Genomic DNA, 20,261 nt, shown 5'->3' with positions numbered 1-20,261 from the left:
CGGCTTACTTCAGCGCCAGCGCCGAGGGATTTCCTGCGGCGCGGAACCAGCGGTCGAAATTGTTGAAGTCGCGTCGTTGCCCGGCGCTCAGTTGTGCGTGCAGCGCATGCGCCAGACCTCGCGTCGCATCGTCAATCTGACGGCGGGGAGGCGTCTTGAGGACGACCATGAACGGTGCCAGCGCCGTCTGACTTTGCCGCACTTCGTCATCGAAGACGGCCGTCGCCTGCGCGAGTTCCTCGACGCTGAAGGCGGCCTGCAGCGAATTCAGAAAGTCGCGGGTAAATTGTGCCGACTGGCAGTCGGCACGGTCGTAGGCGAAATAATTCTGCGTAGCGCGATGCTTCAGGCGACCGAAGTCGGCCAGATAGACTCCGCCCCTGCGTCTGAGAACGCGTCGCGTCGTGTGCATCGTCTGCTGCAGCGCGTGCACATCGGGCAGGTGATGCAGCGACATCGTGCATAGCGCGCAGTCGACCGACGAATCCTTGACCGTGCGCAGGCAGGTGATGTCGTCCTGCAGCAAGCTGACATTGCCGACCTGATTGCGCTCAAGGGTCGCCCGCGCCTGTTCGAGCATCCGCGCCGACGCGTCGACGCCGATGAACTGCGCCTGCGGGTTCAGCTGCGCGATGCGCAGCAGTTGATTGGCGGGCCCGCAAGCGAGATCGAGTACGGTATCACCCGGACGGATCAGCGGCGCCGACTGCAGACTGTGAAACAGGTAGAGCCAGGCGAGAATGCCGTTTTCGGCGCCGCTGTCGGCGAACGCGGCGATCTGCTCGGGAACCTCCATCACCGCGTCCGCTTCCGGCACCCGCGGCAGTTCCTGGCGGGACAGGCGCTCGAGGAACAGATGCGCCAGCATGCGCGGGACGGACACGGCGAAACCCTTGTGCTCAGTTGCCTTGCGCTGCTGCTCCGTCGCTGCCGGGCAATGCTGACGCCACCGGCGCGGACTTGGTCGCCTGGTATTCGGCGAGGATGCTCATGCCTTTGACTTCAATGTGACGTTGCACATCGGTGAAGCCGGCAGCACGCAGCGCCGCCAGAATCTGCGCCGGCGGCACGCAGGCTTCAATGGTGTCCCAGTAGTAGCGCCAGAGTCGCCGCGTGTTGGCCTTGCGGCCGACGACCAGCGCCAGCAGCGGCACCAGACCCTTCATGTAGATCTTGAGCAGGAATCGCCCGATGGCCGTTTCCGGGCAGGTGATCTCGAGCAGGCAGAGGCGGCCGCCGGGCTTGAGCACGCGATGGAATTCATCGAAGGCGAGCGACAGGTCGCTGATGTGGCGCAGCGCGTAGCCCATGCTGAGGAAGTCGAAATGCGCGTCGGGAAAAGGAATCGCTTCGGCGAAGCCTTCGACCAGATTGACCCCTTCCGGCAGCTTGGCGTTGGCCATCATGCCGACGCTCGGGTCGACGCCGGTGACGAGGCTGGCGTCACCGACGATGCGCACCGCCTCGCGGGCGACGAGGCCGGTGCCGATACCGACGTCGATCGTCTTCATTCCGGCTTTCAGTCCGGCACGTTCGAGCGCCTGGCCGCGATACCACATGCCGGTACCGAAGCCGAGGACGCTTTCCATGCGGTCGTAGTCCTCGGCAGTGCTGTCGAACATCTCGCGGACAAAGCCCGCCCGCGCCGTCGCATGCGGGTAGTAGTCGGTGAGCGGAACGTGCGGCGCGAGCGTGGCAGGGGTGGTGTTGACGCTGTCGGTCATAAAGATTTCCGGGTGGGTGACGAGGCAAGCCGCCGGAACATGAGGATCGGCAGACGCAATGCGAAACCGAACATCAGGCGGATGTGCATCCAGGTCAGCAGGCGATTGTCACGCCAGTAGTTGAAATGCGAAACGCCGCCTTCGGCAGCGCTGAGGTATCTGACCGGCGCCGGCAGATTCACCGGGATGACGCCGCGCCAGCAGAGGCGAACGACCGCCTCCGGGTCGAAATCGAAGCGCCGCATCCAGCGCTGAGCGTGCATGACGCGCCGTAGCGGCTCCACCGGATAGATGCGGAAGCCATAGAGCGAGTCGCCGATGCCGGCCCACAGGGTTTCCAGATTCGCCCACCAGTTGGAGATCTTGCGCCCCTTAACGCGCAGGGCCGGGGCGCTGCTGTCGAATACCGGCACGCCGAGCACCATGGCGCCCGGCCGGGCTTGCGAGCAGGCCATGAACTCGGGGATTAGATCCGCCGGATGCTGGCCGTCGGCGTCCATGCACAGCACATGGGTGAAACCCTGCTGCGCGGCGACGTCAAGACCGTGCAGAACGGCAGCGCCCTTGCCCCGGTTTTCCGGCAGGGCGATCACCGTCAGTCCGGCATCGTTCGCCGCCATTTCGGCCAGACCGGCGTCGGTTCCGTCGCTGCTGCCGTCGATGACTACCCAGACCGGGTTCCATTGCGCGCGCGCTGCGCGCACCGTGTCGAATACGCGCTGACCGGTATTGAAGCTGGGAATCAGGACCAGGTGTGTTCTGGATGCGGTCATCACGTCAGGCGCGCATGCGCGGATCGATCGAGTAAGCGAGTTCCTGCTCGAAGTACGACTGCACCGTATTGGCGGTCTTCGCCGGGCAGTCGCACGCCCGCAACTGCTGGCCCAGTCTTGCCCTGTAGATCAGCGGGAATTGCGGCGCTCGCCAGATCTTCCAGCCCTTGCTCAGATAGGGCGAGTTGGTCGAAATCAGGATCGTCTGCAAGGGGGCGTTGGCGCGTTTGGCGATCAGTGCGACACCGGGTTTCATGTCGTTGACCGGCTGCCGCGTCGTCCGCGTTCCTTCCGGGAAAGCCAGCAGCAGGCTGCCTTTCTCGACCGCCGTGGCGGCGTTGCGCAACATGAAGCTGACGTGACGGTTGGAGACATAGCCGGCCATGTAGGCGCCGACGCCGAGAAAGATGTTGCTGCTGATACTCGCCTTCATCAGGCAGATTGCCGACCGTACCCGCGAAATGATCAGGAAGACGTCGATCATGCTCGGGTGGTTGGCTACGAGCAGCATCTTGCGTTGCCGATTGAGGACGTCGAGCGCGCCCAGGTCGAGCACCATCAGGCCGCTGCGCTCGCTGACATCGAGAAACAGGCGAAAGGTGGCGCTGATCGCGCGTTGCATCAGCGGTTCACGAAACGCGCGCGGCGTCAGCAGCAAGGGCAAGGCGGCGATGTTGCCGGCGAGGAGCATGACCGCCAGCCAGAGCAGCAGGAGATAGAACAGAAATATCTGGCCAATGCGAAACAACAGGCCCGAACCAACCCTCATGGAATTTTCTCTTGATCGATTACGGCCATTTTCACGATTGCGGATGGCCACGCTGCGCCTCGAAAAGTGAGGGTTGCGCCTTTTTTATGGTCACGGATTCTAATGTATAATCGCCGCCGACGCTGTGTGGCTTCTCGTGGGCATCAAGTAAGAGCGGTTTCAGCACGCGTCATTTTGCCCATGACAAATCAAGCGGGGGCCCGCATTGCGGACGTGCCGGATTGGTGTCGTGATTGGTGCTCGATATCGGCCGCAGCAGCGTCACGCATATGCTAGAAGACCTGATCAAAAATTACCTCGTTACCAACAAGCAGGTCGATCCTGCGAAGTTCGACCTTCCTAGTTTGCAAGTCGCCGATCTGGGGCTCGATTCGCTAGATATGGTCGAGATGCTGTTCGAGATCGAGGATCAGTGTGGCTTCCAGCTGCCCGACCCGATGCGCTACATGCAGATGAGTTTCGCCGACATGGTCGCGAACATCGAGAGCGCGATCCGCGAGCACTTCAACGGCGAACTGCCGGAGCTGGCGTTCGCCAAAGCAGAAGCCTGACTTGAACAAGGTACTGATTACCGGCCTGGGCGCGATCAGTCCGCTCGGGGCCGATAGCCGGAGCACGTTTGCCGGTGCTCTTTCCGGCCGCAGCGCGATTTGCGCTGCACCCGCGGAAATCGGCAAATGGCTGCCGCAGGTATTGGTGGCGCCCGCCGCTGCGGAGCCTGAGCCCCTGCTCGATCGCAAATATGCGGGTATCGACCGCGCCACCCAGTTCGCGCTGGTGGCGACGCGCGAGGCGATGTCGGCCGCCGGCATCGCTGCTGCTCCGGAAGATTCCCGTCGCTTCGGCGTCTTCGCCGGTATCGGTTTCGGCGGTGCGCATTCGATTGACGCGCTGTATTCGCGCTTCTATCAGACGCTCCTTGACCCGGCGCTGGCGCACAAGAATCCGACGATCATGCACCCGCTGACCGTGCCGCGCATGATGAGCAACGCGGCCGCGGCGCTGGTGTCGATGGGCTACGGTCTGCACGGTCCGAGCAATACCTATTCGGTTGCGTGCGCGTCCTCTGCAGTGGCGATCGGCGAAGCATTTCGTGCCATCCGCCACGGCTATCTTGACGCGGCGATCGTCCTTGGCACCGAAGCGATGCTGACGCCGGGCACGATGATCGCCTGGAACGCCTTGCGCGTCATGGCCAAGCCCGATCCGCTCGATCCCGCCAGCAGCTGCCGGCCTTTTTCGCGCAGTCGCACCGGCTTCGTTCTCGGCGAAGGCGCCGCCGCGCTGGTGCTCGAGAGCGAGGCGCGCGCCAGCCGTCGTCAGGCGAAGGTCGTTGCCGAGCTGAGTGCTTATGGTTGCAGCAGCGATGCTGAACATCTGACGGCGCCATCGGTTGCCGAACAGGTCAACGCGATGCAGCAGGCGCTCGACATGGCCGGGTTGAGTCCGGCGCAGGTTCAGTACCTGAACGCCCATGGCACGGCGACCGATGCCGGTGATGTCGTCGAAACGCAGTCGATCCGCAAGGTGTTCGGCGACGCCGCCGACCGGCTCATGGTCAGTTCGACGAAGTCGATGCACGGCCACCTGATCGGCGCCAGCGGCATTCTCGAGTTCATGATCAGCCTGATGGCCTTGCAAAGCGGATCGGTGCCGCCGACAGCGTATCTTGACGATCCGGACCCGCGCTGCGATCTCGATTTCGTACCGCGGGTGGCGCGTCATGCCTGCCCGATTGATGCGGTGATGTCGAACTCGTTTGCCTTCGGCGGCAGCAACGTATCCTTGCTGGCCAGACGGTATGCGGCATGAGCGAAGCGCCGCTCGCTTACCCTTTCGTTCTCGATCGCGCAGGAATTGAAGGCCTGCTGCCGCACCGCGGCGACATCTTCGTCTGCCAGCAACTCACGATCGAGGGGCCGCACGATTTTCGCGGCGCCGCGCGCTGGCCGCTGAGCAATTCGATCATCCAGGGGCATTTCCCCGGGCTTCCCGTGGTGCCCGGCGTTTTTTTGATTGAAGCCGCGGCACAGCTTGCCGGGGCCGGCCTGCTCGCGGGCGACCCCTACCTCAGGACGCTCGATGACGACCTGATCGGCGTGCTCGCGGGGGTACGCAAGACATCGTTCAGGCGTCCCGTTGAGGTCGACCGCGACGTCGATTTTGTCATCCATTGCCGCCAGATGGCTGCCCTGGCGGTACAGGTCAATGCCCGTGCCACGACCGGCGGGGTCGAGGTCGCCGAACTCGACCTGCTGATGGCCTATACGCCGCGCCAACAACTGTTGGCGGCGATCGGCGCCTAGCGCGCTTGCCGGTTTCGCCGGCCTGGCTATCGCCTTAAGCCAGCGTTTTCCGAACGTTCGCGCCGGCAAGCGAGGCGGACGCTTCGATTTCTACCAGCAGGTCGCTGCGGCAGATGTCCGCCTGCACGTAGCTCATCGCCGCTGTTTCTCCGAGTTCACGTTCGACCGCCGCCCGCACGCGCGCGAAATCTTCACCGTGGCGGATGTAGCTGCGGTAGCTGAATTCTTCGGCGCGCACAGGCGCCAGCGAGAAACGGCGGCTTTCCTCGATGACCGCCGCGATATTGGCAAGGCTTTCCAGCGTTTGCGCGACGACGTCGCCGACATGCAGTGTGCGATGGCCGACGATGCTCGCCGTTCCGGAAATGAACAGCAGTTCCTGCGCCGGCAGTTGCACGAGGACGGCACGCGAGAAGGTCGGACTGCGCGGCCCGTATTCGGGGGGGTAGGCGTAGGCGCTCAGCTGCCGCGGATTCTCGATGGTGATGGGGGCGACCCGGCCGGCGACGAATGCGATCGAAACAGGCCCGGCGGCGACGCCGAGTGCGCACGCTGCGGGGCTGTGAGCGGGTGGTCTTGCGCAGTCGACAAAGGCCTGGTGGCGGCCGATGTTGAACTGCCGGTAGCGTTCAATGCCGTGGCTGTTGGCGTTGATCGCCGGCACATAGTTCCACATGCGCCACAGATGCGGAAAGCCTTCGCGATCGAGCAGTGCGAAGATTTCGCGGTAGGCGTCAGCCACTGCGGCCTGCAGCGGGGTGCTGCCTTGCGCGCTGGAAGCCGGTTCATCGATTTCGATGACGCCGTAAAGCGCCAGTTCATCAACGCAGTAGCGGATGTCGGCGTGCACGCCTGAGCGGCAGGCGCCGGTGCCAAGCCAGAGTTCTCCGGCAAGCGTGCCGCCGAGCAAGGGGGCGCCGACATGCTGGACGGGACAAGCGACGCGCGCTTCGATCCGGTCGTTGCCGAAGAGGGCGATCCCGAGCAAACGCTCGGTTTGCTGTGCAGACAATCGGCCAATGTCGGCGGGAGAAAACGGAGTGCAGCAGAGTACGTCGGGCTTGCTCATGTCTTGCGAATCGATGCCGCGTTCGGCAATCCTCTTTGTCGAAGCGCGCTAGCTTAGCGCACTGTCCGGCAAATCAAGAATTCCGCAACGCGGCACGTCGCGGGAAACGCCCGCGGCAAGGCCGGCCGAGCGGGGCGCGAAGCGCGACTTTCAGCACCGCTGCGCCCAGGGGCGCAGCCAGGCCGGAGTCTCAGCGATAACCGTATTCGTTGCTGTTGTGGATGATCCAGATCAGGTATTGCGCGGTGCCGAATCCAGCCTGGTCGGCAAAGATGAGGCGGCCCTGTCCTTTGTAGACGGCTTCCCAGCGGGATTTGTCGCTGCCGAAGTAGAAGGGAATGAATGCCTTGCCGGTGATGTAGGCGCCCTGGTCGGTCGGTTGGCCGATGAGGTCGAAGACCTGCTGCAGCGGCATGCCGATCTTCAACCGGGTGAACTTGCTGTTCGCTGCCGGAATACCGGTGATCTCACCTTCCCAGTCGTTGATTCCCTTGACCCGCGTTCCCTGGCCGGCTTCCACCTTGCTCGAATCGGCCACCGGCTTGTTCTTCGACAGGTCATACGCACCGCTGCTCGTTGTCTTTGCCGGTGCTTCTTCTGGTGCACATGCCGGGGCCTGGGGCGCGCTGCCTTTCGCCGGCTTCTTGCCGGTGGATTTCTTGGCTGCGCTGCTGTCCTTACACGCGCTGCCCGCGACTGGCGTCGGCGCTGGCTTGGTCGCCGTGCTTGTTTCCGTTTTTTCCGGAACGTCGGTTTTCTTCGCTTCGTTGCTGACGCAACCGCTGATTGCCAGCACGCCGCAGAAGAGGGGAAGGGAAAGCCATTTGCTGGCAGCGGATCGATTCATGACTTGCTCCTGTTGGCTGCTTACGGAAACTTGCGCTGGATACACCAACCCGCACCAAGGCGCCCCATGCGAATCAGATGGCATTCTACCGCGCGCTCGCGCGGATTTTCGCGATGCGCTTTCGTCTCTCCGCGGGCGTAAACGAACGCTTATTCCGTGCCCCGGTAGCCTGTCTTCGGGCTGGCTTCGGCTATCATTCGCGCATGAATGCTCTCGTCGTCTTCGCCCACGGCAAGGAGTCCGGACCGTGGGGCTCCAAGATCCGCCACCTGGCCGCCATTGCCGAGCGGCACGGCGGCGCCGTTCTCAGCCCTGACTACAGCGACCTGCCCGACGCCGATGCCCGCGTGCGGCGCCTGCTCGCGCTTGACCTGCCGCCGCACGCGCAGTTGCTGCTGGTCGGCTCGAGCATGGGCGGCTACGTGTCGACGGTCGCATCGCCAGCGCTCAAGCCCGACGGCTTGTTCCTGATGGCGCCGGCGTTCTACATGCCCGGTTGTGCAGTGCAGTCGCCGACCAGCGCTGCCTTGCACACCTGCATCGTCAGTGGCTGGCAGGACGAGGTGATTCCGGTCGAACACAGCATCCGTTTCGCGCAGGCTTCCGCCGCCGAACTGCACGTCCTCGACGCCGACCACCGTCTCAACGAGGTCCTGGTCGAGGTTGGCGAGCTGTTCGAGCGCTTTTTCCTCAAGGTGCTCGCCCCCGTTCATTTCACCGGGCCGAACTCCACCGGTACCCAGGTGTAGCTCTTCTGAGCTTCGGCGCGAACGTGGCCGAGCCCCGGGAAGGGCAGGTGCGCGCCAGCGACGAGCGCTTTGTCGGCGGCCGTTTGCGCGAAAATCCTGCGCCGCGTTTCCGCAGCCTGCTTCTGGTCGGTATCGAACTCCATGGTGACGTCGGGTTTGGCGAACTGCACGGCGGCGCTATGCACCAGATCGCCCCAGAACAGCAGTTGCTGGCCGTCCGACTGCAGCAGGTAGGCGGTGTGGCCCGGTGTGTGGCCGGGCGTGCTGACTGCCGTGAACCCGGGCGCCAGATCGTCGCCGAGCACGAAGGTCTGCCATTGCCCGCTGGCGATCAGCGGTGCAGCGACATTGCGGGCCATGGCGAAAAACGCCTGCTTGTCCGGCGGCGCCTGCCGCGCGACGTCTTCCGACAGCCAGAAATCGGCGTCGACCTTCGGCACGCGAACGACGGCGTTGCGGAAGGCCGGCTTGCCGTCGCTGCCGATCAGGCCGCCCATGTGGTCGCCGTGCAGGTGCGTGATCAGTACGACGTCGACCTGTTCGGGCGAGTAGCCCGCGGCTTGCAGGTTGTCGAGCACGCGGCCAAGCGATGGCCCGAACAGCCCGGCAGCGCCGGTATCGACGAGTACCAGCTTGTCGCTGGTGTTGATCAGGAAGGCATTGACGCCGGTCTGCAGTTTCGGAGACGCGACGAACATGCGCGCCAGCAGGCGTTGCACTTCGCCGGGTGAGCTGTTCTTGAGCAGGTTGCGGTCGAGTTCGACGACACCGTCGAAGAGCGCCGTCACTTCGGCTTTGCCGAGCATCTGCCGGTAGTAGCCGGGCACCTGCGTCTTGATCTGGACGGCTTCGGCCTGCGCCGTCAAGGGTAGCAGCGCTACACCACCGGCAAGGCCGAGAGTCAGCGCGACGGCGAGAGAAGCGCGGGTGATGTTGCGGGCGAAATTCATGAGCATGCTGGAGCCTCCAGAAAGATGATGCAAGGTCGGGCGGTGCGGCGTGATGCTGACACTTTCCCTGTGCCCTTTCCGACTAGCCAGATGCCGCGCCGATGAGTCATCGCTACGGCAATAGCGTATGCCATTGAGCTGAGTTGCGTCCAGTCATCAGCTTGCGGTATTTCGAAACCTGGCTTGCCGGTGCCAGAATGCTTCGCTGCTTGCCGCAGTTTCATCGTCCGAGTCCTGCGCCCGCACCCGGAGAAGGCCATCATTCGTTCCTGCCTGCTTTGCCTGCTGCTCATGGCAGCGTCGTCCGGCGCGTTCGCGCAGAGCGAGGACGGGCTGGCGCCGCCACCGGTTTACAAGGGTGAAATCCGCCGCGGCGCCGACGGCCGCCTGATTGCCGTGCCCGCGAAAAGTCCCGAGGTGCTGGTTGCCAGCGGTTCGAGCCGGCCGGCGACGATGATCGTCGGCAGTGGCGAGAAGATCACGACGATCAGCGAGGCGGCCAGGCTCGCGCGCGACGGCGAGGTGATCGAGATCCGTCCCGGTGACTATCGCGGGCAGCCGGCGGTATGGACGCAGGACAATCTGCTCATTCGCGGCGGCGGTGCGCGGCCGGTGATGCTGGCCGACGGCAGGAGCGCTGAAGGCAAGGCGATCTGGGTGGTGCGCGGCGGCCGTGTGCGCATCGAGAATATCGAGTTCCGCGGTGCGCGCGTGGCCGACGGCAACGGCGCCGGCATCCGTTTCGAGCGCGGCGACCTGGTCGTGCAGCGCTGCGCTTTCGTCGACAACGAGAACGGCATCCTCACCGCTAACCGGCCGGAAATGACGCTGGCGGTGAGCGACAGCGAGTTTTCTGCCGCGCCGCGCGACGATGGCAGCTTGCACCATCTGCTCTACGTCGGTGCCATTGGCCGCTTCGTGCTCACGGGCAATCGCTTCGCACAGGGCTATCGTGGCCATCTCGTGAAATCGCGCGCCCGTGAGAGCGTCGTGCGCAACAACCTGCTGGTCGACGGCGCGGGTGGGCGTGCCGCGTACGAACTTGAGTTCCCCAACGGCGGCGTCGCCTACGTGCTCGGCAATGTCATCGGGCAGAGCGCGACGACCGACAACCCGGTACTCGTTTCCTACGGCGCCGAGGGTCAGCGCTGGAGCGACAACGCGCTCTATTTCGCGCACAACACCCTGCTCAACGACGCGCATTCCGGCAACTATCTCAAGGTGTGGTCCGACAAGTTCGCAGACGGCGTCGATGTCTGGGCGATCAACAATCTGTACAGCGGTCATGGTGAGCTGTCAGCACCGGCGCAGGGCCGCTTCGAAGGCAATCAGTCGGTCGCACGGCGCGATCTGCTCGATTACGGTGGCCTGCCCTTGCGCCTGAACAGCTTCTCGCCGCTGCGCGGATCGGTGCGCCTGCCCGGCCAGGCGCGCGGCGTCGATCTCTTCCCGCCGGAGGAGTTCAGGTTCCCGGTAGGTAGCCAGCCGGCGCATCCGGGCAGTTCGCCCTCGCCGGGCGCTTTCCAGTAAGCCGCAGCGATGGCGCGCGGCGTTCCCCAAACGCGGCGAGGCGGCTATGCTTCGCGGCTGCCTGCCACCGAGGCAGAAACAACCCACTCCGGAGAAAAAACGTGCGTGTCGACAAATGGCTGTGGGCCGCCCGCTGCTACAAGACGCGCAGCCTCGCCAGCGACGCGGTCGATGGTGGTAAGGTGAAGCTCAATGGCAGCAGCGTCAAACCGGCCAAGGAAGTGAAGATCGGCGACTGCCTGCGTATCCGCGCCGGCGACGAGGAGCGTGAACTGATCGTCAAGGGGCTCAATGAGCAGCGCCGCCCGGCGCCGGAGGCGCAGCTGCTTTACGAGGAAACGGCCGAAAGCCTGTGTCGGCGCACGCGAGCCGCCGAACTGCGCAAGCTGGCACCGACGCCAACTGCGGATCAGAAGGGGCGCCCGACCAAGCGCGACCGGCGGCAGCTGAATCGCCTGCACGAAAGCTGAGTCGCCCCGGCAGCGGCGCTGGCCTTTGCTTGGCGCGACAGCACGAGTTGCCGCGAGGGCGGCCTGCGCAACGTGGTCCGCTCACCGCCTCGGATGCCTTATTCGCATTGGCAATAAGAAAAGAAGCCGAAAGACTTTGTCGGTCTAGGGGGGCTCCGTATAGTGGGCGCCTGTTCCGCTCCCGAGGAGTCTTTCATGTTCCGCTCGCTTCGTCCCCTGGCATTCGCCGCCGTTTTCGGGCTGTCTTCAGCTTTCGCCTTGCCTGCTGCAGCCGAGTTGAACCTGCTCAACGCTTCGTATGACGTCGCGCGCGATTTCTACAAGGACTACAACCCGCTGTTCCAGAAATACTGGAAGGCGAAGAGTAGCGAAACGATCGAGATCCGCCAGTCGCACGGCGGTTCGAGCAAGCAGGTGCGCGCCGTTGCCGACGGACTCGAGGCCGATGTGGTGACGATGAACCAGTCGCCCGATGTCGATTTCCTCGCCGAGAAGGGCCTCGTCGCCCGCGACTACACGAAGAAATTCCCGAACAACGCTTCGCCCTACACGTCGACGATGGTGTTCATCGTGCGCAAGGGCAATCCGCGCGCGATCCGCGACTGGAGCGACCTCGGCCGCGACGGCGTGCAGGTGATCCTCCCGCACCCGAAGACCAGCGGCAACGGTCGCTACAGCTACCTCGCCGCGTGGGGCTACGCGCTACGCCAGCCCGGCGGCAACGACAAGACCGCGCAGGAGTTCGTCAGCCGTGTGCTGAAGAATGCGCCGTTGTTCGCTACCGGTGGCCGCGACGCGACAACGACCTTCATGCAGCGCCGGATTGGCGACGTGCTCGTTTCTTTCGAGTGCGAGGCCGAACTGATCGCGCGCGAATTCGGTCGCGGCGAGTTCGAGGTCGTCTATCCGGCACAATCGATCCTCGCCGAATTCCCGGTTGCCGTCGTTGAACGCGTCGTCGACAAGAAGGGAACGCGGCGCGAGGCACAGGCCTATCTCGACTATCTGTGGTCGAAGGAAGGCCAGGAGAACGCCGCGCAGAACTATCTGCGGCCGCGCGATGCCGAGGTGCTGAAGAAGTATTCGGCGCAGTTCCCGGCGATCAAGACCTTTACGGTTGACGAGGTGTTCGGCGGCTGGAGCAAGGCGTTCCCGGCGCACTTCCGCGATGGTGGCAGTTTCGACCAGATCTACCAGCAGAAATAAGCGCCGTCGCCGATGCCCGCTGCCGCTTCGCGTAGTGTCCTGCCCGGTTTCCGCATCGGGCTCGGCTACACGCTCTTCTACCTGTCGCTGATCGTCCTGCTGCCGCTGTCGGCGCTGGTGTTCAAGTCGGCGCAGCTGTCGGCCGAGCAGTTCTGGGCGATCGCCACCGGCGAGCGGGCGCTCGCTTCGCTGCGCGTCACCTTCGGCGCGTCGCTGATCGCCGCGCTGATCAACGCCTTCTTCGGACTGCTCACCGCCTGGGTGCTGGTGCGCTACAGCTTCCCCGGCAAGCGCTTCGTCGATGCGCTGGTCGATCTGCCTTTCGCCCTGCCGACGGCAGTGGCCGGCATCACGCTGGCGACGCTCTACGCCGGCAATGGCTGGATCGGCCAGTACCTCGAACCGCTCGGTTTCAAGGTGGCATACACGCCGGTCGGCATCGTCGTCGCGCTCACCTTCATCAGCCTGCCCTTCGTCGTGCGCACGCTGCAGCCGGTGATCGAGGATATCGAACCGGAAATCGAGGAGGCGGCAGCAACGCTCGGCGCGACACGCTGGCAGACCTTCCAGCGCGTGTTGCTGCCGGCGATCGTTCCGGCGCTGCTCACCGGTTTCACGCTCGCCTTCTCGCGCGCCATCGGCGAATACGGGTCGGTCATTTTCATCGCCGGCAACATGCCCTTCATTTCCGAAATCACGCCCTTGCTGATCGTCGCCAAGCTCGAGCAGTACGACATCGTCGGCGCGACGGCGCTCGCCGTGGTGATGCTGCTCATCTCCTTCGTGCTGCTGCTCGCCGTCAATGCGCTGCAATGGCGGCTGGCCAACCGGCACAGCGCTACGGGAGGTCGCGAATGAGCACGCGTCGCGCCATCACCGAACCGCGCTGGGTCCGTCTGCTGCTGACCACGGTCGCCTTGCTCTTTCTCGGCTGCTTCCTCGCGCTGCCGCTGGCGGCAGTTTTCGTCGAAGCCTTCGCCGCCGGTGTGCCGGCGTACCTGAAGGCGCTGAGCGAGCCCGAGGCGATGTCGGCGATCTGGCTGACGCTGCTGGTCGCAGCGATCGCGCTGCCATGCAACGTGCTCTTCGGCGTCGCCGCGGCCTGGTCGATCGCGCGCTTCGAGTTCCGCGGCAAGGCGGCGCTGATCACGCTGATCGACCTGCCCTTCGCCGTTTCGCCGGTGGTTGCCGGTCTGGTCTTCGTGCTGCTCTTCGGTTCGCAGGGACTGTTCGGGCAGTGGCTGTCGGCGCACGACATCAAGATCATCTTCGCCGTTCCCGGAATCGCGCTGGCGACCTTGTTCGTCACCTTCCCCTTCGTTGCGCGCGAGCTGATTCCGCTGATGCAGGCGCAGGGCCGCGACGAGGAAGAAGCCGCGGTGTCGCTCGGTGCCTCGGGCTGGCAGATGTTCTGGCGGGTGACGCTGCCGAACATCAAGTGGGGTCTGCTTTACGGCGTGATCCTCGCCAACGCGCGGGCGATGGGCGAGTTCGGCGCCGTCTCGGTCGTCTCCGGCCATATCCGCGGCGAGACGAACACGCTGCCGCTGCACGTCGAGATTCTCTACAACGAATACAACCAGGTCGGCGCCTTTGCCGCCGCGTCGGTGCTGGCGCTGCTGGCGCTGGTGACGCTGATTGCCAAGACCGTCGTCGAATGGCGCATGCGCCACGAGACCGAGATGCTCTCGGCGAGCCTGTCGCCCGAAGCTGCCGGCGCACCCCCCGCAGCTGCCAGCGCAGCGCGCTAGCCGCCTCGAACCCCTACCGACTGAACGATCATGAGCATAGAAATCCGCGGTATCGGCAAACGCTTCGGCAACTTCGTCGCCCTCGACAACATCGACCTGACCATCCCGACCGGAGAACTCGTCGCCCTGCTCGGTCCCTCGGGCTGCGGCAAGACGACGCTGTTGCGCATCATCGCCGGCATGGAGTCGGCCGACAGCGGGCATGTGCTCTTCAGTGGCGAAGAAGCGACGCACCTGCATGTGCGCGACCGGCATGTCGGCTTCGTCTTCCAGCATTACGCGCTCTTTCGCCACATGACGGTGTTCGAGAACGTCGCTTTCGGCCTGCGCGTCAAGCCGCGCCACGAGCGTCCAGGCGACGCCGATATCCGCCGCCGCGTCACCGACCTGCTCAAGCTGGTGCAGCTCGACTGGCTGGCCGAGCGTTATCCCTCACAGCTTTCGGGCGGTCAGCGGCAGCGTATCGCGCTGGCGCGCGCACTCGCCGTCGAGCCGAAGGTGCTGCTGCTCGACGAGCCCTTCGGCGCACTCGACACGCGTGTGCGCAAGGAGTTGCGCCGCTGGCTCAGGCGCCTGCACGACGAGGTGCATATCTCCAGCGTCTTCGTCACGCACGACCAGGAAGAAGCGCTTGAAGTCGCCGACCGCGTGGTGGTGATGAATCAGGGCCGTATCGAGCAGATCGGCACGCCCGACGAGGTTTACTCGACGCCGGCGAGCCCCTTCGTCTATCGCTTCCTCGGTGACGTCAATGTCTTTCACAGCCGTCTGCACGGCGCCTGGGCCGAGATCGACCGCTCACCGGCCGGATTGGCGGCGAACGGCGGCGACGGCGATGCGCTGGCTTTCATCCGTCCGCACGACATCGATATCGAGCGCGTCGAGCAGCACGGTTCGCTGGCGGCGCGCGTACAGGACGTGCACGCGATCGGCCCGGCGGTGCGCGTCGAACTGGCGCACGGCAGCGAACTGATCGAAGTCGAGCTGACGCGTGAGCGCGCCAACGGACTGGCGCTGATCCGTGGCGACCAGGTCTGGCTGCGGCCGCGTCAGGTGCGCGTTTTCGCCGCCGAGTCGGCCGGCGAAGAGGGCGGTTCCGGTATCTGAGATGCAGGCGCGACCGTCCTCCTGTCCGACGGTCGTGCGCTTGCCGGGTGGCATTCGCGCCGGCGATGTGGTGTGTCGCGGCCGTCATGGTGGCTGCAGATCGCGTTCAACCCCTTCGCCATCGCGGTGATATAATCCGCGTCCTGTTTGCTCCCATGGTCTCCCGCATGGCGCTATTTACTTTCGGCATCAACCACCATACCGCGCCGCTGTCAGTGCGCGAGCAGGTGGCGTTCAACGCCGAGAAGCTGCAACAGGCTCTGGCCGACCTGACGCATGCCAAGCCGGTGCGCGAAGCTGCGATCCTGTCGACCTGCAACCGCACCGAGCTGTATTGCGCCACCGACGCGCCGGAAGCCGCTGCCGACTGGCTCGCCGAGTACCACCGCATCGGTCGCCACGAGATCAACCCCTACCTGTTCACGTATCCCGAGCGCGACGCCGTCCGTCACGCTTTCCGCGTTGCCAGCGGCCTCGACTCGATGGTCATCGGCGAGCCGCAGATCCTCGGCCAGATGAAGGACGCGGTGCGCGCCGCCGAAGAGGCCGGTACGCTCGGCACGACGCTGCACAAGCTGTTCCAGCGCTCCTTCGCCGTCGCCAAGGAAGTGCGCTCGACCACCGCCATCGGCGCCAACATCGTTTCCATGGCCGCTGCCGCGGTGCATCTGGCCGAACGCATTTACGAACGCATCGACGAGCAGCGCATCCTGTTCATCGGTGCCGGCGAGATGATCGAGCTGTGCACCACCTACTTCGGCGCGGAGAAGCCGAAGCAGATCGTTGTTGCCAACCGCACGCTCGAACGCGGGCTGGCACTCGCCGAGCGCTTCGGCGGCAGCGCCATCCGCCTCGACGAAATCGGCGATCGTCTGGCGCAGTTCGACATCGTCGTTTCCTGCACCGGCAGCCCGCTGCCGATCATCGGTCTGGGCATGGTCGAGCGCGCCATCAAGCTGCGCCGTCACAAGCCGATCTTCATGATCGATCTGGCGGTGCCGCGCGACATCGAAATCGAGGTCGGCGAACTCGACGACGTCTTCCTGTACACCGTCGACGATCTGGCGCAGGTCGTCCAGTCCGGCATCGAATCGCGCCGTGCTGCCGTCGTCGAGGCCGAGGAAATCATCACCGCGCGTGTCGAAACCTTCGTGCAATGGTTGTCGACGCGCGACACGGTGCCGCTGATCCGTTCGTTGCGCGATGCTGCCGAGCGCACACGCCGGCACGAAATCGAGCACGCCACCAAGATGCTGGCCAAGGGCGAAGATCCGGCGCGTGTTCTCGACCAGTTGTCGCAGCGGCTGATGAACAAGTTCCTGCACGCGCCGACGCAAACGCTCAACCAGTCAGCCGAAGAAGAGCGCGCCGAGATGAACGCGTTCGCCGCGCGTCTGTTCCACCTGCACAGCGCGCACGATTAGCTGATACTGCGCTGATGGCGCCTGTTGGCGCCGCCGGCGTGGCCGTTCGCGGCAGCCCCTTCCAGCGGCTGCCGTTTTCTTTTTCCGACTGCCGACCGAAGCGTTCGCCTACATCGATGAAACAAAGCATCCTCGACAAACTCGAGCGCCTCTGCGGCCGTCTGGAAGAACTCGATCGCGTGCTGGCCAGCGGCGAAGCGACGCGCGACATGGACCAGTACCGCAAGCTGACGCGCGAGCACGCCGAGCTCGGACCGGTCGTCGCCCGCTATCAGGAGTGGCGGCAGTGCCAGGACGACATCGAGGGCGCGCTGGAAATGCTCGCCGATCCCGAGATGAAGGATCTGGCGCAGGCTGAGGTGGACGAGGCGCGCGCGCGCCTGCCGGGACTCGAGACCGAGCTGCAGACGCTGCTGCTGCCGAAGGACCCCGACGACGACCGCAACCTGTTCCTCGAAATCCGCGCCGGTACCGGCGGCGACGAGTCGGCCTTGTTTGCCGGTGATCTCTTCCGCATGTATTCGCGCTACGCCGAGCGCCGTCGCTGGCAGGTCGAAGTCGTTTCGGCGAACGCGTCCGAACTCGGCGGCTACAAGGAAATCATCGCGCGCGTCATCGGCAACGGTGCCTACGCCAAGCTCAAGTTCGAGTCGGGCGGCCACCGCGTGCAGCGCGTTCCGGCGACCGAAACGCAGGGGCGCATCCACACTTCGGCGTGCACCGTCGCGGTGATGCCCGAGGCTGACGACATCGCTGACGTCGTGCTCAATCCGGCCGACCTGCGCATCGACACCTTCCGTGCTTCCGGCGCCGGCGGTCAGCACATCAACAAGACCGATTCGGCGGTGCGCATCGTGCACTTGCCGACCGGTATCGTCGTCGAGTGCCAGGACGACCGCTCGCAGCACAAGAACAAGGCGCAGGCCATGTCGGTGCTGGCAGCGCGCATCAAGGACGTGCAGGAGCGTGCGCAGCACGAACAGATTGCGTCGACGCGCAAGAGCCTGATCGGCAGCGGCGACCGTTCCGAGCGCATCCGCACCTACAACTTCCCGCAAGGGCGCGTCACCGATCACCGCATCAACCTGACGCTGTACAAGATTGACGCGCTGATGGACGGTGATATCGACGAACTGGTCGGTGCGCTGTCCGCCGAACACCAGGCCGATCAGCTGGCGCAGCTCGCCGAGGGCGGCGAGTAAGCCTGCGCACGCCCGATGGCGACGGACGCGCTGCCGGCGAGCATCGGCGAAGCCTGGCGTCTTGCTGCGACGCGCATCGATCGCCTCGACGCACGCCTGCTCCTTGAACACGTCGCTGGCTGCACGCACGCGACGCTGATCGCTTCGCCCGAGCGGCCGCTTGCCGCTGCAGCAGCGGCGCAGCTTGCTGCGCTGGTCGAGCGCCGCGCCGGCGGCGAGCCGCTGGCTTATCTCGTGGGCAGTGCCGGGTTTTACGGGCTCGTTTTTCAGGTATCGCCAGCGGTGCTGATCCCGCGTCCGGAAACCGAACTGCTCGTCGAGCTGGCACTCAAGCAGGTGGCCGAATTGCCAGCCAATGTCGCCGCGCCGCGCCTGCTCGACCTCGGTACCGGTTCCGGCGCGATCGCCGTCAGTCTCGCCGCTCACTTGCCGCAAGCCGAGGTTTCGGCCGTCGAGCGCTCGCCGGCGGCGCTCGCCATCTCCCGCGGCAACGCGATGCGCAACGGCGTCAGCGTCAGCTTCCATCAAGGCGACTGGTTCGCTCCGCTCGCCGGTGAGCGCTTCGACATCGTCGTCGCCAACCCGCCCTACGTCGCCGCCGGCGATCCGCATCTATTGCAGAACGGCCTGCCTTTCGAGCCGCAGGAAGCACTCAGCGACGGCGGCGACGGACTCGCCTGCCTGCGCGCGATCGTCGCCGCGGCGCCGCAGCATCTGGTCGCCGGTGGCAGCCTGCTGCTCGAGCACGGTTACGATCAGGCGGCGGCGGTACGCGTCTTGCTCAAGGAGGCGGGTTTTGTCGAGGTTGCCAGCCATCGCGATCTGGCGGGAATCGAGCGCGTCAGCGGCGGTCACTGGCCGGGCAAGAGCCTGCGCTAAACGCCGCGCGGGCGGCCGGCGCTGTCGCTGCCTTCGCCGCCTTTTCGTGACCTGCCGCTGCCGTGGATTGAAGTCACCCGCGAGCGCATGGCCCCTGAGGCATGGGCAATTTTACGACTCGCTTGCCTCGCCGGAACTTCGCTATCGTCGCCGCGGTCAGTCACTGGCGCTTCATCGCACGCCTTATCTCACACTCGACGAGGGTTTCATGGACGTTCAGCAACTGATTCAGGAGCAGGTCAGCAGCAATCCGGTGGCTTTGTACATGAAGGGCACACCACTGCAGCCGCAGTGCGGATTTTCGGCGGCAGCCGTGCAACTGCTGCGCAATTGCGGCGTGCACGATTTTTTCAGCGTCAACGTACTCGAATCGCCGGCGATCCGCGACGGCATCAAGACTTTCGCCAACTGGCCGACGATCCCGCAGCTCTACGTCAAAGGCGAATTCGTCGGCGGCAGCGACATCATGCGCGAGATGTACGCCAGCGGCGAACTGCAGCAACTGCTCGCCGGCTCCGCTCAGGAGTAGGCGGGTTCCGGGCAGTCGGCCGTTCCTGCCGGCTTGCCGGTGGCCGCCGGCAGGGCGCTGACTGTTGCGGCGCCCGTTTCTGCCCTCTGCATCGCGGCGTTGACGAAGGCGATCGCCGCATCAAGCCCCTTGTCCATTTCGGCGTAATCGTCGTGGCTGCCGGCGATCAGCAGCAGTTCGCTGCAGTTCTGCCGGGCGTGCAGCAGGCGCGCTTCCTCGGCCGGAACCGTCTCGTCGTCCAGTCCATGCACCAGCAACACCGGGCAGCGCAGCCGGGTGATGCTGCGTAGCGGCGCGATGTCGGCAAAGCGGTGACCGATCACATGCTGCACGTATTGCAGGACGTACCAGCCAAAGGGAACAAAAGGCACGCTCTTTGCGGCGAGATAGCGGCGCATCAGCGTTTCCGGGTGCGCAAAGGCGGCGATGCTGACCACCGCCGCGATGTCCTTGCGCCGCGCAGCGACCAACAGGGCCGCTGCGGCGCCGACCGAGTGACCGATCAGACCGATGCGCCGGGAATCGACATCGGCACGCGCCTGCAGCCAGGTCGTGGCGCTTTCCATGTCTTCGGCGAAACGCGGCAGCGAGGAAAAGCTGTCGCTGTCGCTGGCACCGTGGTTGCGCGCTTCGACCAGCAACAGGCCGTAGCCGGCGGCGTGGAAGGGCGGTGCCAGCGGCATCATCGTTGCCGCGTTGCCGCCCCAGCCGTGCATGACGAGCAGCGCCGGGCACGGCGACTTTGCCTCGCCGGCCGGCGGAATCCACCAGCCGCGCAACTGCCGGCGGCGGACGGTGGGAATGCGCACTTCGCTGAACCCCAGCCCGTAGTCGCTGGGCGTCGCCGGATCAATGAGGCGCGGTGCGCGCAGGCTGAGCCGGATGGCGAGGTTGATGGCGAGCAGCGCCAGTCCGGCAATGCCGCAGAGCAGGGCGAGCGTGGGCAGCGCAGTCGCCGGCCATTCCGTCATCGAGC

At 65.0% G+C, this 20,261-nt stretch carries 22 protein-coding genes; 14 read left to right on the top strand and 8 right to left on the bottom strand.

What is annotated here, in order from left to right:
* Positions 1-4: 4 nt before the first annotated feature.
* The 4 genes from GGD90_RS00815 to GGD90_RS00800 are packed head-to-tail and all read right to left on the bottom strand — an operon-like array spanning position 5 to position 3,266.
* Positions 5-883: a class I SAM-dependent methyltransferase gene (locus tag GGD90_RS00815; protein ID WP_153117038.1), complete on the bottom strand. Its 879-nt coding sequence runs from the start codon at positions 881-883 to the stop codon at positions 5-7.
* Between the two features lie 16 nt (positions 884-899).
* A complete protein-coding gene (locus GGD90_RS00810) occupies positions 900-1,724 on the bottom strand; it encodes a class I SAM-dependent methyltransferase (protein WP_153117039.1) in 825 nt (274 codons plus the stop codon).
* Complete coding sequence (locus GGD90_RS00805; RefSeq protein WP_153117040.1) at positions 1,721-2,497, bottom strand: glycosyltransferase family 2 protein; 777 nt, start codon at positions 2,495-2,497, stop codon at positions 1,721-1,723. Before GGD90_RS00805 ends, GGD90_RS00810 begins: the two co-directional genes overlap by 4 nt.
* Before the next feature lie 4 nt (positions 2,498-2,501).
* Positions 2,502-3,266, bottom strand: a complete 765-nt coding sequence (locus tag GGD90_RS00800; RefSeq protein ID WP_153117041.1) for a lysophospholipid acyltransferase family protein — start codon at positions 3,264-3,266, stop codon at positions 2,502-2,504.
* Between the two features lie 236 nt (positions 3,267-3,502).
* Here GGD90_RS00800 and GGD90_RS00795 point away from each other — a divergent pair, with 236 nt between their 5' ends.
* The 3 genes from GGD90_RS00795 to GGD90_RS00785 are packed head-to-tail and all read left to right on the top strand — an operon-like array spanning position 3,503 to position 5,572.
* Positions 3,503-3,817, top strand: a complete 315-nt coding sequence (locus GGD90_RS00795; RefSeq protein ID WP_228273761.1) for an acyl carrier protein — start codon at positions 3,503-3,505, stop codon at positions 3,815-3,817.
* 1 nt (position 3,818) lies between these two features.
* A complete protein-coding gene (locus tag GGD90_RS00790; protein ID WP_153117042.1) occupies positions 3,819-5,078 on the top strand; it encodes a beta-ketoacyl-[acyl-carrier-protein] synthase family protein in 1,260 nt (419 codons plus the stop codon).
* A complete protein-coding gene (locus GGD90_RS00785; RefSeq protein ID WP_153117043.1) occupies positions 5,075-5,572 on the top strand; it encodes a hotdog family protein in 498 nt (165 codons plus the stop codon). The genes GGD90_RS00790 and GGD90_RS00785 overlap by 4 nt, the downstream gene beginning before the upstream one ends.
* Before the next feature lie 34 nt (positions 5,573-5,606).
* On the opposite strand, the gene GGD90_RS00780 is transcribed toward GGD90_RS00785, so the two are convergent.
* Positions 5,607-6,641: a chorismate transformation enzyme, FkbO/Hyg5 family gene (locus GGD90_RS00780; protein ID WP_153117044.1), complete on the bottom strand. Its 1,035-nt coding sequence runs from the start codon at positions 6,639-6,641 to the stop codon at positions 5,607-5,609.
* A 190-nt stretch (positions 6,642-6,831) separates the two neighbouring features.
* The gene (locus tag GGD90_RS17930) at positions 6,832-7,488 is read right to left on the bottom strand and encodes a hypothetical protein (RefSeq protein WP_228273744.1); all 657 of its coding nucleotides are present in this window, start codon (positions 7,486-7,488) and stop codon (positions 6,832-6,834) included.
* A gap of 203 nt (positions 7,489-7,691) precedes the next feature.
* On the opposite strand from GGD90_RS17930, the gene GGD90_RS00770 reads away from it, so the two are divergent.
* Complete coding sequence (locus GGD90_RS00770; RefSeq protein WP_153117045.1) at positions 7,692-8,237, top strand: alpha/beta hydrolase; 546 nt, start codon at positions 7,692-7,694, stop codon at positions 8,235-8,237.
* Here the strand turns inward: GGD90_RS00770 and GGD90_RS00765 are convergent.
* Positions 8,198-9,193: an MBL fold metallo-hydrolase gene (locus GGD90_RS00765; protein WP_228273745.1), complete on the bottom strand. Its 996-nt coding sequence runs from the start codon at positions 9,191-9,193 to the stop codon at positions 8,198-8,200. The two genes, GGD90_RS00770 and GGD90_RS00765, sit on opposite strands and share 40 nt — an antisense overlap.
* Positions 9,194-9,478: 285 nt before the next feature.
* Between GGD90_RS00765 and GGD90_RS00760 the strand changes: the two genes are divergently transcribed.
* The 10 genes from GGD90_RS00760 (at position 9,479) to grxD (ending at position 19,285) form a co-directional block, all read left to right on the top strand.
* On the top strand, positions 9,479-10,717 hold the full coding sequence (locus GGD90_RS00760) for a right-handed parallel beta-helix repeat-containing protein (RefSeq protein WP_153117046.1): 1,239 nt from the start codon (positions 9,479-9,481) through the stop codon (positions 10,715-10,717).
* A 101-nt stretch (positions 10,718-10,818) separates the two neighbouring features.
* Complete coding sequence (locus tag GGD90_RS00755; protein ID WP_153117047.1) at positions 10,819-11,187, top strand: RNA-binding S4 domain-containing protein; 369 nt, start codon at positions 10,819-10,821, stop codon at positions 11,185-11,187.
* Between the two features lie 195 nt (positions 11,188-11,382).
* On the top strand, positions 11,383-12,393 hold the full coding sequence (locus GGD90_RS00750; RefSeq protein WP_153117048.1) for a sulfate ABC transporter substrate-binding protein: 1,011 nt from the start codon (positions 11,383-11,385) through the stop codon (positions 12,391-12,393).
* Between the two features lie 12 nt (positions 12,394-12,405).
* Entirely contained in the window at positions 12,406-13,251 is an 846-nt protein-coding gene (gene cysT / locus GGD90_RS00745; protein ID WP_153117049.1) for a sulfate ABC transporter permease subunit CysT, read from the top strand.
* Entirely contained in the window at positions 13,248-14,144 is an 897-nt protein-coding gene (gene cysW, locus GGD90_RS00740; protein WP_153117050.1) for a sulfate ABC transporter permease subunit CysW, read from the top strand. Before cysT ends, cysW begins: the two co-directional genes overlap by 4 nt.
* A gap of 30 nt (positions 14,145-14,174) precedes the next feature.
* A complete protein-coding gene (locus GGD90_RS00735) occupies positions 14,175-15,251 on the top strand; it encodes a sulfate/molybdate ABC transporter ATP-binding protein (RefSeq protein ID WP_153117051.1) in 1,077 nt (358 codons plus the stop codon).
* Positions 15,252-15,418: 167 nt separating this feature from the next.
* Positions 15,419-16,675, top strand: coding sequence for a glutamyl-tRNA reductase (gene hemA / locus GGD90_RS00730; RefSeq protein ID WP_153117052.1), 1,257 nt, complete (start codon positions 15,419-15,421; stop codon positions 16,673-16,675).
* Positions 16,676-16,791: 116 nt separating this feature from the next.
* Positions 16,792-17,877, top strand: a complete 1,086-nt coding sequence (gene prfA, locus GGD90_RS00725; RefSeq protein WP_153117053.1) for a peptide chain release factor 1 — start codon at positions 16,792-16,794, stop codon at positions 17,875-17,877.
* A gap of 15 nt (positions 17,878-17,892) precedes the next feature.
* On the top strand, positions 17,893-18,756 hold the full coding sequence (gene prmC / locus GGD90_RS00720) for a peptide chain release factor N(5)-glutamine methyltransferase (protein ID WP_153117054.1): 864 nt from the start codon (positions 17,893-17,895) through the stop codon (positions 18,754-18,756).
* A 208-nt stretch (positions 18,757-18,964) separates the two neighbouring features.
* A complete protein-coding gene (gene grxD, locus GGD90_RS00715; protein WP_153117055.1) occupies positions 18,965-19,285 on the top strand; it encodes a Grx4 family monothiol glutaredoxin in 321 nt (106 codons plus the stop codon).
* On the opposite strand, the gene GGD90_RS00710 is transcribed toward grxD, so the two are convergent.
* Positions 19,276-20,256 (bottom strand): alpha/beta hydrolase, encoded by a 981-nt coding sequence (locus GGD90_RS00710; protein WP_153117056.1) that lies wholly within the window; start codon positions 20,254-20,256, stop codon positions 19,276-19,278. The two genes, grxD and GGD90_RS00710, sit on opposite strands and share 10 nt — an antisense overlap.
* Positions 20,257-20,261 lie beyond the last annotated feature (5 nt).

It is taken from the genome of Rhodocyclus tenuis (assembly GCF_014197755.1).
Taxonomy (GTDB): Bacteria; Pseudomonadota; Gammaproteobacteria; order Burkholderiales; family Rhodocyclaceae; genus Rhodocyclus; species Rhodocyclus tenuis.
This window is presented reverse-complemented; position numbering and strand designations above follow the sequence as displayed.

What these genes read in the sequence shown, in the direction of transcription:
- GGD90_RS00780 (WP_153117044.1), bottom strand. Translation starts at nt 6,641, where the DNA reads ATGAGCAAGCCCGACGTACTCTGCTGCACTCCGTTTTCTCCCGCCGAC.
- GGD90_RS00765 (WP_228273745.1), bottom strand. Translation starts at nt 9,193, where the DNA reads ATGCTCATGAATTTCGCCCGCAACATCACCCGCGCTTCTCTCGCCGTC.
- cysT (WP_153117049.1), top strand. Translation starts at nt 12,406, where the DNA reads ATGCCCGCTGCCGCTTCGCGTAGTGTCCTGCCCGGTTTCCGCATCGGG.
- GGD90_RS00760 (WP_153117046.1), top strand. Translation starts at nt 9,479, where the DNA reads ATGGCAGCGTCGTCCGGCGCGTTCGCGCAGAGCGAGGACGGGCTGGCG.
- hemA (WP_153117052.1), top strand. Translation starts at nt 15,419, where the DNA reads ATGGCGCTATTTACTTTCGGCATCAACCACCATACCGCGCCGCTGTCA.
- grxD (WP_153117055.1), top strand. Translation starts at nt 18,965, where the DNA reads ATGGACGTTCAGCAACTGATTCAGGAGCAGGTCAGCAGCAATCCGGTG.
- GGD90_RS00735 (WP_153117051.1), top strand. Translation starts at nt 14,175, where the DNA reads ATGAGCATAGAAATCCGCGGTATCGGCAAACGCTTCGGCAACTTCGTC.
- GGD90_RS00785 (WP_153117043.1), top strand. Translation starts at nt 5,075, where the DNA reads ATGAGCGAAGCGCCGCTCGCTTACCCTTTCGTTCTCGATCGCGCAGGA.
- GGD90_RS00710 (WP_153117056.1), bottom strand. Translation starts at nt 20,256, where the DNA reads ATGACGGAATGGCCGGCGACTGCGCTGCCCACGCTCGCCCTGCTCTGC.
- cysW (WP_153117050.1), top strand. Translation starts at nt 13,248, where the DNA reads ATGAGCACGCGTCGCGCCATCACCGAACCGCGCTGGGTCCGTCTGCTG.
- GGD90_RS00800 (WP_153117041.1), bottom strand. Translation starts at nt 3,266, where the DNA reads ATGAGGGTTGGTTCGGGCCTGTTGTTTCGCATTGGCCAGATATTTCTG.
- GGD90_RS00805 (WP_153117040.1), bottom strand. Translation starts at nt 2,497, where the DNA reads ATGACCGCATCCAGAACACACCTGGTCCTGATTCCCAGCTTCAATACC.
- prmC (WP_153117054.1), top strand. Translation starts at nt 17,893, where the DNA reads ATGGCGACGGACGCGCTGCCGGCGAGCATCGGCGAAGCCTGGCGTCTT.
- prfA (WP_153117053.1), top strand. Translation starts at nt 16,792, where the DNA reads ATGAAACAAAGCATCCTCGACAAACTCGAGCGCCTCTGCGGCCGTCTG.
- GGD90_RS00750 (WP_153117048.1), top strand. Translation starts at nt 11,383, where the DNA reads ATGTTCCGCTCGCTTCGTCCCCTGGCATTCGCCGCCGTTTTCGGGCTG.
- GGD90_RS00810 (WP_153117039.1), bottom strand. Translation starts at nt 1,724, where the DNA reads ATGACCGACAGCGTCAACACCACCCCTGCCACGCTCGCGCCGCACGTT.
- GGD90_RS17930 (WP_228273744.1), bottom strand. Translation starts at nt 7,488, where the DNA reads ATGAATCGATCCGCTGCCAGCAAATGGCTTTCCCTTCCCCTCTTCTGC.
- GGD90_RS00770 (WP_153117045.1), top strand. Translation starts at nt 7,692, where the DNA reads ATGAATGCTCTCGTCGTCTTCGCCCACGGCAAGGAGTCCGGACCGTGG.